Source organism: Polaromonas sp. OV174, assembly GCF_900112285.1.
Classification (GTDB): domain Bacteria; phylum Pseudomonadota; class Gammaproteobacteria; order Burkholderiales; family Burkholderiaceae_C; genus Polaromonas.
In genome coordinates, this window is the sequence record NZ_FOKZ01000002.1 from 69,192 (window position 1) to 83,514 (window position 14,323).

The 14,323-nt window shown below is 63.4% G+C and carries 15 protein-coding genes; 8 read left to right on the plus strand and 7 right to left on the minus strand.

From position 1 onward, the window contains the following. Positions 1–14 precede the first annotated feature (14 nt). The 6 genes from ybiB to BM160_RS02095 all read left to right on the plus strand — a co-directional run bounded on the left by ybiB (position 15) and on the right by BM160_RS02095 (position 5,166). Entirely contained in the window at positions 15–920 is a 906-nt protein-coding gene (ybiB, locus tag BM160_RS02070; protein WP_091999660.1) for a DNA-binding protein YbiB, read from the plus strand. After that, positions 917–1,717, plus strand: coding sequence for a uroporphyrinogen-III C-methyltransferase (gene cobA, locus BM160_RS02075; protein WP_091999663.1), 801 nt, complete (start codon positions 917–919; stop codon positions 1,715–1,717). The genes ybiB and cobA overlap by 4 nt, the downstream gene beginning before the upstream one ends. 99 nt (positions 1,718–1,816) lie before the next feature. After that, positions 1,817–2,809, plus strand: coding sequence for a metallophosphoesterase (locus BM160_RS02080; protein ID WP_091999666.1), 993 nt, complete (start codon positions 1,817–1,819; stop codon positions 2,807–2,809). A 129-nt stretch (positions 2,810–2,938) separates the two neighbouring features. Further along, on the plus strand, positions 2,939–4,186 hold the full coding sequence (locus BM160_RS02085; RefSeq protein ID WP_091999670.1) for a BaiN/RdsA family NAD(P)/FAD-dependent oxidoreductase: 1,248 nt from the start codon (positions 2,939–2,941) through the stop codon (positions 4,184–4,186). A gap of 206 nt (positions 4,187–4,392) precedes the next feature. Continuing rightward, complete coding sequence (gene rpsU / locus BM160_RS02090; RefSeq protein WP_011484193.1) at positions 4,393–4,605, plus strand: 30S ribosomal protein S21; 213 nt, start codon at positions 4,393–4,395, stop codon at positions 4,603–4,605. A 114-nt stretch (positions 4,606–4,719) separates the two neighbouring features. Further along, on the plus strand, positions 4,720–5,166 hold the full coding sequence (locus BM160_RS02095) for a GatB/YqeY domain-containing protein (RefSeq protein WP_091999673.1): 447 nt from the start codon (positions 4,720–4,722) through the stop codon (positions 5,164–5,166). 43 nt (positions 5,167–5,209) lie between these two features. Here BM160_RS02095 and BM160_RS02100 read toward each other — a convergent pair whose 3' ends face one another. Together BM160_RS02100 and pmbA are read right to left on the minus strand one after the other, a co-directional pair. Next, complete coding sequence (locus BM160_RS02100) at positions 5,210–6,106, minus strand: DMT family transporter (RefSeq protein ID WP_091999677.1); 897 nt, start codon at positions 6,104–6,106, stop codon at positions 5,210–5,212. 14 nt (positions 6,107–6,120) lie between these two features. Then, positions 6,121–7,530 carry a metalloprotease PmbA gene (pmbA, locus tag BM160_RS02105; RefSeq protein ID WP_091999680.1) on the minus strand — a complete coding sequence of 470 codons (1,410 nt, stop codon included), beginning with the start codon at positions 7,528–7,530 and terminating at the stop codon, positions 6,121–6,123. Positions 7,531–7,555: 25 nt separating this feature from the next. Here pmbA and yjgA point away from each other — a divergent pair, with 25 nt between their 5' ends. Together yjgA and mog are read left to right on the plus strand one after the other, a co-directional pair. After that, complete coding sequence (yjgA, locus tag BM160_RS02110; protein WP_255368563.1) at positions 7,556–8,146, plus strand: ribosome biogenesis factor YjgA; 591 nt, start codon at positions 7,556–7,558, stop codon at positions 8,144–8,146. Beyond that, the gene (gene mog, locus BM160_RS02115; RefSeq protein ID WP_091999688.1) at positions 8,143–8,736 is read left to right on the plus strand and encodes a molybdopterin adenylyltransferase; all 594 of its coding nucleotides are present in this window, start codon (positions 8,143–8,145) and stop codon (positions 8,734–8,736) included. The genes yjgA and mog overlap by 4 nt, the downstream gene beginning before the upstream one ends. Before the next feature lie 180 nt (positions 8,737–8,916). Here mog and BM160_RS02120 read toward each other — a convergent pair whose 3' ends face one another. The 5 genes from BM160_RS02120 to BM160_RS02140 are packed head-to-tail and all read right to left on the minus strand — an operon-like array spanning position 8,917 to position 14,279. Beyond that, the gene (locus tag BM160_RS02120; protein ID WP_091999691.1) at positions 8,917–10,497 is read right to left on the minus strand and encodes a UxaA family hydrolase; all 1,581 of its coding nucleotides are present in this window, start codon (positions 10,495–10,497) and stop codon (positions 8,917–8,919) included. A 22-nt stretch (positions 10,498–10,519) separates the two neighbouring features. After that, entirely contained in the window at positions 10,520–11,476 is a 957-nt protein-coding gene (locus BM160_RS02125) for a ribokinase (RefSeq protein ID WP_091999694.1), read from the minus strand. Beyond that, on the minus strand, positions 11,477–12,775 hold the full coding sequence (locus BM160_RS02130) for a TRAP transporter large permease (RefSeq protein WP_091999697.1): 1,299 nt from the start codon (positions 12,773–12,775) through the stop codon (positions 11,477–11,479). Continuing rightward, complete coding sequence (locus BM160_RS02135; protein WP_091999700.1) at positions 12,772–13,251, minus strand: TRAP transporter small permease; 480 nt, start codon at positions 13,249–13,251, stop codon at positions 12,772–12,774. Before BM160_RS02135 ends, BM160_RS02130 begins: the two co-directional genes overlap by 4 nt. 20 nt (positions 13,252–13,271) lie before the next feature. Continuing rightward, positions 13,272–14,279: a sialic acid TRAP transporter substrate-binding protein SiaP gene (locus BM160_RS02140; RefSeq protein WP_092000417.1), complete on the minus strand. Its 1,008-nt coding sequence runs from the start codon at positions 14,277–14,279 to the stop codon at positions 13,272–13,274. Positions 14,280–14,323: the final 44 nt, after the last annotated feature.

Consider the following 14,323-nt stretch of genomic DNA (forward strand, 5'->3'; position numbering starts at 1 on the left):
TCATAATTAAAGCCATGGGAATTAGCCACTACATCAAGGAAATTGGTCGCGGCTCGCGCGGCGCCAAGCCGCTGACGCGCGAACAGGCCGCTGACCTCTTCGGCCAGGTGCTTGACGGCACCGTGACCGACCTTGAAATCGGCGCCTTTTGCCTGGCCATGCGCATCAAGGGCGAGACGCCCGAAGAACTGGCGGGCTTTCTCGATGCCACCCATGCGCGACTCACGCCCATCCCCGCCACCGACCGGCCGCTGGTGGTGCTGCCCAGCTACAACGGCGCACGCAAGCTGCCGGTGCTGACCCCGCTGCTGGCGCTGCTGCTAGCGCGCCAAGGACTGCCGGTGCTGGTGCACGGCACGGCCACCGAATCCAGTCGGGTTTTGGCATCAAATGTGCTTGAAGCGCTTGACCATAAAGCGCCACCAGCTATTAAAAAAATAGCAAATGGCGAAGTGCTGTTTGCCCCGACCGAACTGCTGCTGCCCGGCCTGAAACGCCTGCTGGACGTGCGCCGCGTGGTCGGCCTGCGCAACCCGGGCCACAGCGTGGTCAAGCTGCTGCAGCCCACCTTGGGGCCCTGCATCGTCGTCAGCAGCTACACCCACCCGGAATACGCCCGCACCATGGCCGCCACCTTCGAGCTGACGGGCGCCAGCGCCCTGCTGTCGCGCGGACTGGAGGGCGAGGTGGTGTCAGACCCGCGCCGCACCGCGCAGATCGACGGCTTTGTGCGCGGCGAGCGCATCGCGCTGCAGGCGCAGCAGCCCGGCACCCTGGCCGAAGTGGCCGGCCTGCCCAAAGACATCGATATAGACAGCACCGTTCGCTACACGCGACAGGTGCTGGCCGGCGAGCTGCCGCTGCCGGCCGCCATCGCCCAGCAGGTTCTCCACATCCAGCAACTGGCAGACCGACTATGAACACCTCCACGCCTCCCGACCACGGCCAGCGCAGCGCCGGCCCTTGCACCCTGGTGGGCGCCGGCCCGGGCGATCCCGAGCTGCTGACCCTCAAGGCCGTCAAGGCGATAGGCGCGGCCAGCGTGCTCTTCGTCGATGACCTGGTGAACGAGGCCGTGCTGGCCTATGCCCGGCCCGACGCCCGCATCGTGCACGTGGGCAAGCGCGGCGGCTGCAAGAGCACGCCGCAGGCCTTCATCGAAAAGCTCATGATCGCCGCCGTGCAGCAGGGCGAGACCGTGGTGCGACTCAAGGGCGGCGACCCCTTCATCTTTGGCCGCGGCGGCGAAGAAGTCGAGCATCTGCAGCAGGCCGGCATCACGGTAGCGGTGGTCAACGGCATCACCTCCGGCCTGGCCGCCGTCAGCTCGCTGGGCGTGCCGCTGACGCACCGCCAGCACGCGCACGGCGTGGTGTTTGTCACCGGCCACGCCAAGCCCGGCGATGCCGGCACCAACTGGCGGCAGCTCGCCGCCACCGCCCACAGCGTCCGGCTCACACTGGTGATCTACATGGGTGTCAGCGGCGCCAGCCACATCGAGCAAGAGTTGCTGATGGGCCTGCCTGCCGCCACGCCGGTCGCCGTGATCCAGAACGCCTCGCTGCCCGACCAGCGCCACCTCACCACCACGCTGGGCGAGCTGGCCCAGGCAATCCAGGCGGCCGGCCTGGCCAGCCCGTCCATCATCGTTGTTGGCGACGTGATCGGCAGCCTGGCACTGGCGGCGGCGCACCCGGACGCGGTTCGCGCCGCCTGAGCAACCCGGCGGCGCAGGCCATGCGCCGCCATCAACACCCTGTCACGGCCCTGTCACGGCGCCTGACTACGCTGGCGCTTGTTCAACCGGAGCCTTTCCATGTCAAACCGTATCCTGGCCGGCGCACTGCTGGCGCTCAGCCTGAGCTGCGCCCAGGCGCAAAGCTTTTCCTTCGGCCTATGGGGCGACATGCCTTACCAGAAAGCCGGCGACGACCCGAAAATCCCGGCGCTGCTGAAAAGCATCAACCGCTCCGACATCGCCTTTTCGATTTACGACGGCGACATCAAAGACGGCAGTTCCAAATGCACCGATGACATCTACGCTTCGGCCCTGACCATGTTCGGCCAGATGAAGAAGCCCGTGGTCTATGTACCCGGCGACAACGAGTGGACCGACTGCCACCGCCTGAACAACGGCGGCTACGACGGCCTGGAGCGCCTGACCTATCTGCGCAAAACCATGTTCCCGACCACAAGCAGCCTGGGCCAGCGCCAAATGCCGCTGATCCACCAGGGCCAGCCGGGCGAGAAGTTTGTCGAAAACACGCGTTTCAGCCACCGCGGCATTGTGTTTGCCACCCTCAACCTCCCCGGCAGCAACAACAACAAAATCCTCAACGACAAGGACTGCAGCCACAAGAGCGCACGCAGCGCCGAACAGTGCGAGGCCAGCAACGCCGAGTACCTGGAGCGCGACGCCGCCAATGTGCGCTGGATGCAGCAAGCCTTCCAGGCCGCCAAGGCGCAAAAAGCGCCCGGCCTGGTGCTGGTGTTCCAGGCCGACCCGGGCTTTGACCTGCCGGAAACCGAAGACCTGGACGAAAGCCAGGCGCCGGGCGTCAGCGGCTACCGCAACTTCATCAGCAGCGTGGTCGCCGAAACGGAACAATTCCCCGGCCAGGTCCTGCTGGTGCATGGCGACACCCATTTCTTCAAGCTGGACAAGCCGCTCTACAGCCCGACCAAGCTGCTGGCCAATCTGACCCGCCTGCAGACCTTTGGCAGCCCGATGATTCACTGGGTGCGCATCACGGTGAACACCAAGACTGCCAACGTCTTCACGGTTCATCCGGTCATCGTCAAGCAGTAAGGTTTTGCCGCCTGGCGCAAGCGCTGGTGCGCCTTGCGCGGCTACACTCGCCGGTTCAAAAGACGCGCCGGGACACTATGTTTTTCATAGCTGCCAGCGCCCGTCTTTTATGGACTAGAGGCTTGTTTGATGCATAAATTTGATGTGGTGGTGGTGGGCGCGGGCGCGGCCGGGCTGTTTTGCGCCGGCCAGGCCGGCCAGCGCGGCCTGAAGGTGCTGCTGCTGGATCACAGCGAGAAGGTGGCGGAAAAAATCCGCATCTCGGGCGGCGGCCGCTGCAACTTCACCAACCACGGTGCCACCCCGGCGCAATTCCTCAGCGAGAACCCGCACTTTTGCCGTTCCGCCCTGTCGCGCTACACACCGCAGGACTTTATCGAGCTGCTGCAGCGCTACAACATCGCCTTTCACGAAAAGCACAAGGGCCAGCTGTTTTGCGACCATTCGGCCGAAGACGTGATCAACATGCTGCTGGCCGAGTGCGTCGCCGGCTCGGTCACGCGCTGGCAGCCTTGCAGCATCAAAAGCATGATAGGCCCGGAGCAGACGGGCACTGGCAGCTACCAGATCGAGAGCAGTCGCGGGCTGATCGAGGCAACTCAGGTGGTGATCGCCACCGGCGGTCTGTCCATCCCGAAAATCGGCGCCACCGACTTCGGCTATCGCATCGCCAAACAATTCGACCTGCGCCTGGTGGAGCCGCGCGCCGGCCTGGTGCCGCTGACCTTTGACGGCGAGGGCTGGGCGCCCTATGCCCAGCTGGCCGGCTTGGCACTGCCGGTGCTGATAGAAACCGGCCCGCCTGACGCCAGCCCCAAACAACGCAAAAAAGCCACGGTTTTCGCCGAAGACCTGCTGTTCACCCACCGCGGCCTGAGCGGCCCGGCGGTGCTGCAAATCTCCAGTTTCTGGCGCGAAAACCAGGTGATTCGCATCAACCTCGCGCCCGGCGTGGATCTGCCCGCCACGCTCTTGCGCGCCAAGGCCACGTCAAAAAAACTGGTGGCCAACGAGCTGGCCGCCCTGGTGCCCAGCCGCCTGGCCGACGCCTGGGTCGGCCAGGACCCGGCGCTGCAGCGCCCCATCAGCGACGCCACCGACAAGGCCTTGCTGGCACTGGCGCAAGGCCTGGCCGATTGGCAGCTCACGCCCAATGGCTCCGAAGGCTACAAAAAGGCCGAAGTCACGCTGGGCGGCGTTGACACCCGCGATTTGTCCTCGCAAAGCATGGAGTCCAAACAGCCCGGCCTGTATTTCATTGGCGAAATCGTCGATGTCACCGGCTGGCTGGGCGGCTACAACTTCCAGTGGGCCTGGGCCTCGGCCTTTGCCTGCGCCGAAGCATTGGCAGTACGCCATGAGGCACAAGCGGCCTGAGCCGCTACAATAGCCGACCCAAGCCGAGCTAGGCCTGATTACTCCTGGGGTAAACGCGCATCATGCGCGCTATTCCTGACGAGCGGCACAGCCATAAGCGCGGGAGCCAAATTCCTCGGCTATAATCTTAGGCTTTGCTAGCAAACCCGCACCTGGCCTGATCCTGATCAGATCAATTAAGGTGCACCTTTTGGATCAATTCATCAATGACCACCATTCGCGTAAAAGATAACGAACCCTTCGACGTGGCACTGCGCCGCTTCAAGCGCACCATCGAAAAACTCGGCCTGCTGACCGACCTGCGCGCCCGCGAGTTTTACGAAAAGCCAACGGCCGAGCGCAAGCGCAAGAAGGCAGCTGCCGTCAAGCGTAACTACAAGCGCATTCGCGCCATGCAGTTGCCCAAGAAACTGTACTAATCCGTACAGCCTTCTGGCAGCACAAGCCCGCAAGAGGACGCTCTGCGGGCTTTTTTGTTTTTCACGCCAGCCCTATAGTCAATTACCTTTTTCCGCCCCCTTCAGGAGCCCGCCATGACACTCAAAGAACAAATCACCGAAGACATGAAAACCGCCATGCGCGCCAAGGACAGCGAGCGCCTGGGCACGATTCGCCTGCTGCTGGCGGCGATCAAGCAAAAGGAAGTTGACGAGCGCGTGGTGCTGGACGACGTGGCCGTGGTCGCCATCGTCGACAAGCTGATCAAGCAGCGCAAGGATTCGATAGAAGCCTTCCAAAAGGCCGATCGCAAAGACCTGGCCGACAAGGAAGCGAGCGAGATGGTGGTACTGCAGGCTTATCTGCCAGCCCGCCTGAGCGCCGAAGAAGTCACGGCCGCCGTCAAAGCCATCGTGACCGAACTGGGCGCCAGCGGCCCCGGCGACATGGGCAAGGTCATGGGCGCGGTGAAAGCCCAACTGGCCGGCAAGGCCGACATGGGCCAGGTATCGGCCGCCGTCAAGGCCGCACTGGCGAGCTAAAACCGGCGCCTAAAGAAAGAGCGCCAGAGATTTGCCGGCCACCTCAAAGGCGGGCAAATATCAGGGCGCAGCCTGCCACCGCCAGCACGGCGCCACACCAGGCGCCCAGTGCCGGGCGGCGGCGGTAAACCACCCAGAGCAGCGGCAGCAGCAATACTGGCGAGACCGAGGACAGCATGGCGACAATGCCGGCGCTGCCGCTTTCCAGCGCCTTGAGCACCAGCGTCATGCCCAGCACCATGGACACGCCGGCGCTGGCAAAGGTATTGAGCAGATCCTGCCGACGCAAGGGCTGTTTCAGCCGCGTAATCGACAAGCCCAAGCACCAGAGCAGCGCATGGGCGCCAAAACCTGCGCTCATGCGCACGGCGGAGGCCGTGATGGCATCGACGGCACCGCTACTCATCAGGGGCTTGAGCATGAGCGTCGCCAGCGCCTGGCCGAGTGCCGCCAGCAGCCCAAAGGCAATGCCTATGGCCAGCCGGCCCTGCGTGCGCTCCCATTGGTGCGACTCGCCCTCACGTTTGCCCAGCGCAATGGCCGTCATCACCCCGCCGGCCAGCAGGGCACAGCCCAACAGCTGCCAGCCCGCAATCCGCTCATCCAACCAGAGCCAGGCCAGCACGACAGAAAACAGCGAATGGGTCGCGAACAGGACGCCGGAGCGGCGCGGACCGAGGCGGTTCATGCAAACGAACAAGGCGGTATCGCCGATAAAAATACCCACCAGCCCCGATGCCACCAGCAAGGCCACGCTTTCGCCTGTCAGCGCCTGCCAGCCACCGCCAGCCAGGGCCGCGGCCCAAAGCGCCAGGCTGGCAAAAGCCATGCGCCAGCGGGTGAAGGCAAAAGCCCCCATATGGCCCGAGGCCGCAGCGGAGAACAAGCTCGATGAGGCCCAGCAGGCGGCAGCCAGCAGGGCCAGAACTTCAGAAGTCATGCCTCAGGGTGAGATCAGCTGCCCGCCACCTTCATGCGGTTGATCAGCACCGAGCCCACGGTTTTGGCACCGTAGTTATAGGCATCGGCGCCCACCGCCTGAATGCCCATCAGCATGTCCTTGAGGTTGCCGGCAATGGTGATTTCCTCCACCGGAAAGGCGATCTCGCCGTTTTCCACCCAGAAGCCGGAAGCACCGCGCGAATAGTCGCCGGTCACGTAATTCACGCCCTGGCCCATCAGCTCGGTCACAAACAGGCCGGTGCCCAGCTTGCGCAGCATGGCGTCCAGGTCGTCACCGGCGCGCGTCTTGCGGCTGGTGAGCGTCAGGTTGTGCGAGCCGCCGGCATTGCCGGTGGTGCGCATGCCCAGCTTGCGGGCCGAATAAGTGCTCAGAAAGTAACCTTCCACCCGTCCGGCATCCACCACCTTGCGCGCCTGGGTGAACACGCCCTCTTCATCAAAGGGGGCACTACCCTTGCCTTTGCTCACATGCGGATCTTCATGAATGTCGATGTGCTTGGGGAAAGCCGGCTTGCCCAGGCTGTCGAGCAAAAACGTGCTCTTGCGATAAAGCGCACCGCCGCTCACCGCCTGCACAAAACCACCCAACAGGCCGGCAGCCAAGGGCGACTCGAACAGCACCGGGCATTGCGTGGTGGGAATCTTGCGGCTTTTCAGGCGTGCCAAGGCGCGTTCGGCGGCATAGCGGCCGACGGCCTCAGGACGGGCCAGATCGGCGGCATCGCGCATGGAGCTGTACCAGGCATCGCGCTGCATCTTGCTGCCCTTGCCGGCAATCGGCGCCACCGAGATGCTGTGACGCGAGCTGGCATAGCCGCCGCGAAAACCCTTGGTGTGGGCGCTGAAAAAATGGCTTTGCTGGGCCGATACGCCGGCGCCTTCGCTGTTGGTGATCAGGCGGGAGGTCGCCATGGCGGCGGCTTCGCATTGCAGCGCCAGCTGAGCGGCCTCTTCCGAACTGATGGACCAGGGATAAAACAGGTCCAGCGCCGGATAGTCGCGAGCGATGTCGCGCTCATCGGGCAGGCCGGAGGTTTCGTCTTCGGCGGTGAAGCGGGCGATGTCGTAGGCGGCTTTCACCGTCTGCTTGATGGCCGCTTTTGAAAAATCGCTGGTCGCCGCGTTGCCGCGCTTCTTGCCCACATAAACGGTGATACCTAGCGACTTGTCGCGATTGCGCTCGACGTTTTCGAGCTCGCCCTTGCGCACGCTGACCGACAGGCCGCAGCCCTCGGAGGCCTCGGCCGCCGCATCGCTGGCGCCCAGTTTTTTGGCGTGGCTCAGCGCCGTGTCCACCAAATCCTCAAAAAAGTCACGATGAAAGCTGAAACCGGCCTCTGGTTGGCTGGTTTTAAGGCGAGAAGCATTACTTGCTGAACGGGCAGAGGGTTTTTGGGTCATATGGGTAGCTATGATACTGACTGCTATGAACAACAAGACTCCCAAGCCTATTAAGGGCTACTGGTCCAACGGCCGATTCGTTAAACCCGAAGAAATTGCTTTGGAAGAAGTAGGCCCGCCCAGTAAGACCCAACTCAAGGCCGAGGCCGATGAAAAACAGGCGCTCGGCGAAGCGCTGCTAACCCTGCGTGCCGACCTGATGGCGAGGCTAGACCTGCCCGAAAAGCTGCTGGACGCGCTGAAACAGGTCAAGCGCATCACCAACTTCGAGGGCAGACGCCGCCAGATGCAATTTATCGGCAAGCTAATGCGGCCGCTGGACATGACGCCTATCCGCGCCGCCATCGACGAGCAGGCCAATGGCTCGGCCGACCTGACGCTGATGCTGCACCTGGCCGAACAATGGCGCGACAAGCTGGTTGCCGACGACGAGGCGCTGGGCGCCTGGCTCACCGAACACCCCGACACCGACTCGCAGCAGTTGCGCGCCCTGATCCGCCAGGCGCGCAAAGACGCCACGCCCGAAAAACCCGGCGAGGCGCCGCGTCACGGCAAGTCCTACCGCGAGATTTTCCAGCTGGTCAAACAGGCGATGAGCAAGGAAGCCGACGCATGAGCGCGTTTGAGTCCGTCAAGATCGGCATCGTCTCGGTCAGCGACCGCGCCTCCACCGGTGTCTACGTCGACAAAGGCCTGCCGGCCCTGAAGGACTGGCTGACGCGTGCCCTGCGCAACCCCATCACCTTTGAAGAGCGCCTGATTCCCGATGAACAGGCCGGCATCAGCGCCACGCTCATCGAACTGGTCGAGGCCGGCTGCTCACTGGTGCTGACGACCGGCGGCACCGGCCCGGCACTGCGCGACGTGACGCCAGAAGCCACCCTGGCCGTGGCGCACAAGGAAATGCCCGGCTTTGGCGAACAGATGCGGCAGATCAGCCTGAAGTTTGTACCCACCGCCATCCTGTCGCGCCAGGTGGCGGTGATTCGCGAGCAGAGCCTGATCCTGAACCTGCCCGGCCAGCCCAAGGCGATTGCCGAGACGCTGGAAGGCTTGAAGAGCGACACCGGTGAATCGCTGGTGCCCGGCATTTTTGCCGCTGTACCCTATTGCATAGACCTGATAGGCGGGCCTTACCTGGAAACCGACGACGCGGTGTGCAAGGCCTTCCGGCCCAAAGCCGCGCAACGGCCCAAGACGGTCTGAAAAACCCATAAAAACAGCCTCTAGCCCTTGCAAATCAAGGGCGTAAAGCTATTTAATTGATAGCATATCATTGAGCGTGGCGCGGCTGCTCGGACCTCAAAATCCCCACGCCACTATCAATTCAATAGCTATCTGCGCCCGCCCCCATTGGGCCAGGGCCATATTTCATCTAAAAACACCTCAGGTGATGGTGCCCAGCTGCCAGGGCACGAACTCGTTCTGGCCGTAGCCGTGCAGCTCGCTGCGGGTCTGCGTGCCTGAGGCCACGTCCAGCATCAGCTGGAACAAGGCCGCGCCGGCCTGCGCAATCGACAGCGTGCCGTCCACGATGGGGCCGCAGTTGAAATCCATGTCATCCGACTGGCGCTCCCACAAGGCGGTGTTGGTGGCCAGCTTTAACGAGGGCGACGGCGCGCAACCATAGGCCGAACCGCGCCCGGTGGTGAAGCAGATCATGTTGGCGCCGCCGGCCACCTGGCCGGTCGCGGAGACCGGGTCGTAGCCCGGCGTGTCCATGAACACCAGGCCGCGTGCGCTCACCGGCATGGCGTACTCGTAGACCTCGACCAGATTGGTGCTGCCGCCCTTGGAAATGCCGCCCAGTGATTTTTCAAGCACCGTGGTTAGGCCGCCGGCCTTGTTGCCGGCCGAGGGGTTGTTGTTCATCTGCGCGCCATGGCGCTCACAATGCGCCTCCCACCAGTGGATGCGGTCCACCAGCTTTTGCCCCACGGCAGGCGTGACGGCACGCCGCGTCAGCAGATGCTCGGCGCCGTAAATTTCAGGGGTTTCCGACAGGATGGCGGTGCCACCATGCTGCACCAGCAAGTCAACCGCCGCGCCCAGCGCCGGGTTGGCAGAAATGCCGGAGTAACCATCAGAGCCGCCGCACTGCAAGCCCACCACCAGATGGCTGACAGGCACCGGCTGGCGCTGGGCGGCATTGGCCTGCGCCAGCATGTCCTTGACGCAAGCAATGCCTTGCGCCACCGCCTTGGCCGTGCCGCCGGCATCCTGAATGCTGAAGCTGCGCAACTGCGCGCTTTGCGTCAAGCCCTGCGTGGCCAGCAGCTGGGAAATCTGGTTGGTCTCGCAGCCCAGCCCCACCACCAGCACATGCGAAAAATTGGGATGGCAGGCATAGCCGCCCAGGGTGCGCTGCAACACCGCCAGTCCTTCGCCCTCGGCATCGACGGCACAGCCCTGGCCGTGCGTGAGCGCCACCACCCCGTCAACCTGGGGGTATGGCGCCAGCATCTCGGGGTGAATGTCGCGCCGAAAATGGTCGGCGATGGCGCGTGCCACCGTGGCCGAACAATTAACCGAGGTGAGGATGCCTATGTAGTTGCGGGTGGCGACCCGGCCGTCCGCGCGCACGATGCCCATGAACGTCAGCGGCGCTGCAGCGGCAGCAGTTGCCACGGCATCCTGGCTGAACGCGTAGTCACGCGCGAAATCGCCCATGGCCAGGTTGTGGCTGTGCACATGCTGGCCGGGCAGTATGGCCTGACTGGCAAAGCCGATGATCTGGCCGTAGCGCCGCACCGGCGCGCCGGCCTCTATGGCGCGCACCGCCATCTTGTGGCCGGGCGGGATCAAGCCCACTACCTTCACACCGTCCTGGCCTTCTTCCGAGATGGTGCTGCCCGACACCAGTTGGACCCGCGCAATGACGACGTCGTCATCGCGGTGCAGGCGAATCACGCGGGACACGCCAGACTGTCCGGCGGACGCCGCGGCTTGATTCAATGCTTCAGTCATGGCGCTCAACCCTTCCCCGTGTTCACTCAGATTCAGGGGCGGCCAGCAAGGCCCGCACCTGCGCCAAACTTGGCATGCCACCGATGGCGCCGTGGCCGGTCACCGACAAGGCCGCCGCCGCATTGGCCAGCTCCATGGCCGCCGGCAATGCCTCGCCCCGGGCCAGCGCCGCCGCCAGCGCACCCGTGAAGGTGTCGCCGGCACCAATCGTGTCGGCCACCGCCATGCGGCGTCCCGGCAAGCTCAAGGGCGCCTGTCCGGCCTGGTACAGCCGGCAACCCGCCCCACCCAGCGTCACCAGCACCGCGGCCGCACCGCGCGCGATCAACACTTGCGCAGCGGCGTCGGTCGATGCGCCGGCATCCAGCCCGGCCAGCAGGAGCAGTTCGCTCTCGTTGGGCGTCAGCACATCGGTGAGGGCCAGCAGCGCGTCCGGCAAAGGTCGCGCAGGCGCCGGGTTCAGCACCGTTTTGGCGCCGGCCTCCCGCGCAATGGCAAAGGCCCGCTCAGTCACCGCCAGTGGCACCTCGCAAGGCGCCATGACCACGCGGCAGTGCGACAGCAAGAGGCGCGCCGCCTCGGCATGGTGCGCGCCCAGGCCCGCGCCGGCGCCGGGGAACACCGCAATGCTGTTGTCGCCATCGTCGTAGACCAGAATCTGCGCCACGCCGCTGGGCTCGTCAGCGACCTGCTCCACCTGCTCCGTGGCAATGCCTTCGTCCCGCCAGAGCTTGAGCCCCATGCGGCCAAAATCATCCTGCCCGATACGGGCAATCAGGGCCACGCGCGCACCCTGGCGGGCCGCCGCCACAGCCGCATTACTGCCCTTGCCGCCCGGGCTGATGCTGAAGGCGCTGGCCATCAGGGTCTCACCGCGTTCGATAGGCCGTGCCACCCTGGAGATCAGGTCGGCGTTCCAGCTGGCGACGCAGACCACGTCAGCGTGTTCACCGGAGGCCGCAGTGTCATCAAGCGTCACTTATTTCGCTCCGTAACCCATGGTCTGCGGCAGCCACAGCACGATTTGCGGGAAAAAGGTCATGGCCAGCAACAGCAGCAGCAACATGGCAAGAAAGGGCCAGCCCTCCTTCATCATTTCACCAATCGGAATACCGGTCAGCGCCTTGGTCACGAACAGCAGCATGCCAAACGGCGGGTGAATCAGGCCGATCATCATGTTGAGCACCACCAGCACGCCAAAGTGCACCAGGTCCACGCCCAGCAGCTTGGCGGCGGGCAGCAGCATGGGCACAAACACCAGCAGCAGCACCGACACATCCAAAAAGCAGCCCAGCACCAGGAACATCACGTTGACCAGCAGCAAAAACTTGATCTGCGACAAGTGCATGCTGTCGACCCACATCGCCATGGCCTGCGGCACGCCTTCGGCGGTGAAGGCGTAATTCAGCATGAAGGAGCCGGCCAGAATCATGGTGATCACTGCACTGCCGCGGGTCGACTCCAGCACCACGCCCCAGAAAGTGCGCCAGGTCAGCGCGCGATAGATCACGCCTGCCAGCACCAGCGCATGAAAAGCGGCCACGGCGGCGGCTTCGGTCGGCGTGAAAATCCCGGAGTAAATGCCGCCCAACAGCACGATGGGCATGGACAGCGGCAGGGCACCGCGATAGATGATGGCCGGCCATTCCTTCAGCGGAATCTTGTCCTCACGCGGCATATTGCGTTTGACGGCAATGAAATGCACCACGCCCATCATCAAGAACGCCATCAAAAAGCCCGGTACCACGCCGCCCAAAAACAGCGCACCGACCGAGGCGCCCGACACCAGGGCGTAAATCACCATGGGAATCGACGGCGGAATGATGGGCCCGAGGGTGGCGCTGGCGACCACCACGGCACCGGCAAAGCCGCGTGTGTATTCCGGCTTTTTCAGCATCTGGCGAATCGTGACCAGGCCGGGTCCGGCGGCGTCGGCAATGGCGCTGCCGCTCATGCCCGAAAACACCACGCTGACCAGAATGTCCACCTGGGCCAGGCCGCCACGCACGCGTCCGACCAGGATGCGGCAGAAGTCAAAAATCCGCTCGCTGACCGTGCCGGCATTCATGATGTTGGCGGCAAACACGAAGAGCGGCACCGCCAGCAGCACATAGCTGTTGTACAAACCATTGCCAATCTGCTCGGCCACCAGACCTACGTCCTGACCCTTGACCATCAGGTAGGCAATGCCGGAGACCACCATGGAAAAACCGATGGGCATGCGCAGCAACATGCCGGCCACCAGGACCAAAACCAAAACCAGAATTCCGGATGTCATATACGCAGCTCCGCTTCAAGACCAATACCCCGAATCGCGTTCCAGATGGCCCACGCAGAGCGAACAACCAGCGCCACCAGCAGCAGCACAAAAGGTAAAAACACCCACATAAAGGAAAGACCCAGCACGGGGGTGCCTTCACGCGCCATGAAGTGCACATAGTCCCAGCTGGCCGGAATGCCGCACAGCGCCAAGCCGCCTATCAGCAGGTTGCCGACGATTTGCATCACTTGCCGGGCGCGCCGGCTGACGCTGTTCCAGACCAGGTCGAACACCACATGCTCACGCTCGGGTACCACGACGGCCGCCGCCCACAGGATGACCCAGACATAGAGGATCACGGCGGCTTCGTCGGTCCACGCCATCGGCTTGTTGAAGCCGAAGCGTGCCGTGACCTGGATCACGAACACGATGAACAGGGTCAGGAACAGTCCGCCGCCAATGGCATTGGCGGCTTTTTGAGGCCAGGTTTTCATGGGGATGAGGCCTGTCAGCGTTACTTGGTGGCGTTGATGCGCTCAACCAGGCCTTTGGGCCAGACCTTGGCGTAGTCGGAGTTCTGATAGGTGGTCTGCACCGACTTGCGGAAGGCATCCACATCCGGCGTGGTGACCTGCAGGCCTTGCTGCTTGAAGAAGTCCACCAGCTGAGCCTCTTCCTTGATGCGGTTCTCGTTGTTGTAGCTGGACGCAGCCTCGGCAGCCGCCTTGACCTTTTGCTTTTGCGCTGGATTCATGGCGTTCCAGGCCTTGTTGGAAATGGCAATGAAGATGCCGTCCACCAGATGGCTGGTCAGCACGATCTGCTTGGTCACCTCATAGAACTTGGCAGCGCGTATCGAGGGCAGAGGATTGTCCTGGCCGTCAATGGTGCCGGTCTTCAGACCCAGGTAGACCTCGCCAAAAGCCAGCGGTGTGGCCGTAGCGCCCAGGGCTTCACCCAGGAACAGCCATTCCTTGGAGCCGGGCATGCGCAACTTGATGCCCTTGAGGTCGGCAGGTGTCTTCACGGTGCGCGCCTCGCGCAGATTGACTTGGCGGGTGCCGAGGTAGACGGTGGACAGCGGCGTCACATCCATTTTTTCCGACACGGTTTTGAACATTTCCGCGCCTATGGGGCCTTTGAACACCTTTTGCTGGTGGTCCGGGTCGCGCACGATGTAGCCGGCGGTGAAAATCGAAAACTCAGGCACCAGCTTGGCAATGTCAAAGGCCGAGATGGAAGACAACTCAAGATTGCCGCGGGCCATGGCGGTGGGCTCGGTGCCCTGCTTGAACAGCGAGGCGTTCAGGTTGATCTGCACATCGAATTCGCCGGGCGCGCTTTTCTCCAGGTTGTCCTTGAAAACCGTCCACATCTTGGCGTGCCAGTCATCGGGAACGGCCGGCGTCGAAACGCGCAAGAGCACCTTGTTCTGCGCCTGTGCGGTGGACAGCAGCGCGCCCATCAGGACCACGGCGGAAGCGGTGGCCAGCAAGCTGCGGCGAATCAGGGAAGTTGTCATGTTGTCTCCTTTTTTATCGTTCATGGATTGCCAAAAATTGACGG

What these genes read in the sequence shown, in the direction of transcription:
- BM160_RS02085 (WP_091999670.1), top strand. Translation starts at nt 2,939, where the DNA reads ATGCATAAATTTGATGTGGTGGTGGTGGGCGCGGGCGCGGCCGGGCTG.
- cobA (WP_091999663.1), top strand. Translation starts at nt 917, where the DNA reads ATGAACACCTCCACGCCTCCCGACCACGGCCAGCGCAGCGCCGGCCCT.
- BM160_RS02080 (WP_091999666.1), top strand. Translation starts at nt 1,817, where the DNA reads ATGTCAAACCGTATCCTGGCCGGCGCACTGCTGGCGCTCAGCCTGAGC.
- mog (WP_091999688.1), top strand. Translation starts at nt 8,143, where the DNA reads ATGAGCGCGTTTGAGTCCGTCAAGATCGGCATCGTCTCGGTCAGCGAC.
- BM160_RS02095 (WP_091999673.1), top strand. Translation starts at nt 4,720, where the DNA reads ATGACACTCAAAGAACAAATCACCGAAGACATGAAAACCGCCATGCGC.
- BM160_RS02100 (WP_091999677.1), bottom strand. Translation starts at nt 6,106, where the DNA reads ATGACTTCTGAAGTTCTGGCCCTGCTGGCTGCCGCCTGCTGGGCCTCA.
- pmbA (WP_091999680.1), bottom strand. Translation starts at nt 7,530, where the DNA reads ATGACCCAAAAACCCTCTGCCCGTTCAGCAAGTAATGCTTCTCGCCTT.
- BM160_RS02130 (WP_091999697.1), bottom strand. Translation starts at nt 12,775, where the DNA reads ATGACATCCGGAATTCTGGTTTTGGTTTTGGTCCTGGTGGCCGGCATG.
- BM160_RS02140 (WP_092000417.1), bottom strand. Translation starts at nt 14,279, where the DNA reads ATGACAACTTCCCTGATTCGCCGCAGCTTGCTGGCCACCGCTTCCGCC.
- BM160_RS02135 (WP_091999700.1), bottom strand. Translation starts at nt 13,251, where the DNA reads ATGAAAACCTGGCCTCAAAAAGCCGCCAATGCCATTGGCGGCGGACTG.
- BM160_RS02120 (WP_091999691.1), bottom strand. Translation starts at nt 10,497, where the DNA reads ATGACTGAAGCATTGAATCAAGCCGCGGCGTCCGCCGGACAGTCTGGC.
- ybiB (WP_091999660.1), top strand. Translation starts at nt 15, where the DNA reads ATGGGAATTAGCCACTACATCAAGGAAATTGGTCGCGGCTCGCGCGGC.
- yjgA (WP_255368563.1), top strand. Translation starts at nt 7,556, where the DNA reads ATGAACAACAAGACTCCCAAGCCTATTAAGGGCTACTGGTCCAACGGC.
- rpsU (WP_011484193.1), top strand. Translation starts at nt 4,393, where the DNA reads ATGACCACCATTCGCGTAAAAGATAACGAACCCTTCGACGTGGCACTG.